The sequence below is a fragment of the Microbacterium umsixpiens genome (assembly GCF_053543675.1).
Map to the genome: position 1 here is coordinate 1 of NZ_JBLVOH010000067.1, position 1,079 is coordinate 1,079.

Sequence of the window (1,079 nt, forward strand, 5' to 3'; positions counted from 1 at the left end):
GTCGACGGCATGTGCGGTGTGGCGTGCCCGGTCGACATCAACACCGGCGACCTGGTTCGTCGGCTGCGGGCCGAGCAGTCGAACGCGGTCGAGGGTGCCCTCTGGGGCACGGCGGCCAAGCACTGGAGCACGGTCACCCGGGCCGGCGGCATCGCCCTCACGGTCGCGGACGCGCTCCCGGCTCCTCTCGTCCGCGGAGTGACCCGGGTGGGACGCGCCGTTCTGGGCGCCGACACACTCCCGCTCTACGACGCGGGACTTCCCCGCGGCGGGTCGAAGCCTCCGCTCCCCGCAGCCCCGAGCGATGCGCAGGTCGTGTTCTTCGGCGCGTGCATCGGCACGATGTTCGGCGCGGAGGGCGAAGGCCAGGGATCGAGGGACGCGCTGCGCGAGCTGTTGGAACGCGCCGGCATCCCCATCGTGATCCCTGAGGAGAACGGCGGCCTCTGCTGCGGCACGCCCTGGAAGTCCAAGGGCCACCTCGACGGTTACCGGCTCATGTCCGACCGGGTGCTGGATTCCCTCTGGGAGGCGAGCCGCCAGGGCGAGCTCCCCGTGGTGTGCGACGCCGCATCCTGCACCGAGGGCCTCGATGTGATGCTCGCGCAGTCCGTGGCGAAGAGTCCGAAGTACGCCGGGCTCCGGATCGAGGATGCGACGACGTACGTCGCCCGAGAGGTGCTGCCGCGGTTGACCGTGCCGGCGAAGCTTCCGACCGTGGCCGTACACCCGACGTGCTCGACGACCGCCCTCGGGGCGACGGGCGCTCTGACCGAGATCGCGTCCGCCGTCGCCGACGACGTGTTCATCCCGGAGGGCTGGGGCTGCTGCGCCTTCGCCGGTGACCGTGGGATGCTGCATCCGGAACTCACCGCCAGTGCGACCGCACAGGAATCCGCGGAGATCGCGGCCGCGGAGGAGGAGCGCGGCGGCTTCGATGCGTTCGTGTCGGCCAACCGCACGTGCGAGATCGGGATGACCAGGGCCACCGGCCGCTCCTACCGGCACGTGATCGAGATCCTCGAGGAACTCACCCGGACCTGACCCGCCGGGATGAAGACGAAAGAACGGGCGCCCCC

Annotated in this window: 1 protein-coding gene; it reads left to right on the forward strand. The window is 71.1% G+C overall.

The genetic code is table 11. The features are described 5' to 3' along the window. On the forward strand, positions 1–1,044 hold a 1,044-nt coding region (locus ACNPM4_RS06735), incomplete at its 5' end, for a (Fe-S)-binding protein (RefSeq protein ID WP_448985167.1). Between the last annotated feature and the right edge of the window lie 35 nt (positions 1,045–1,079).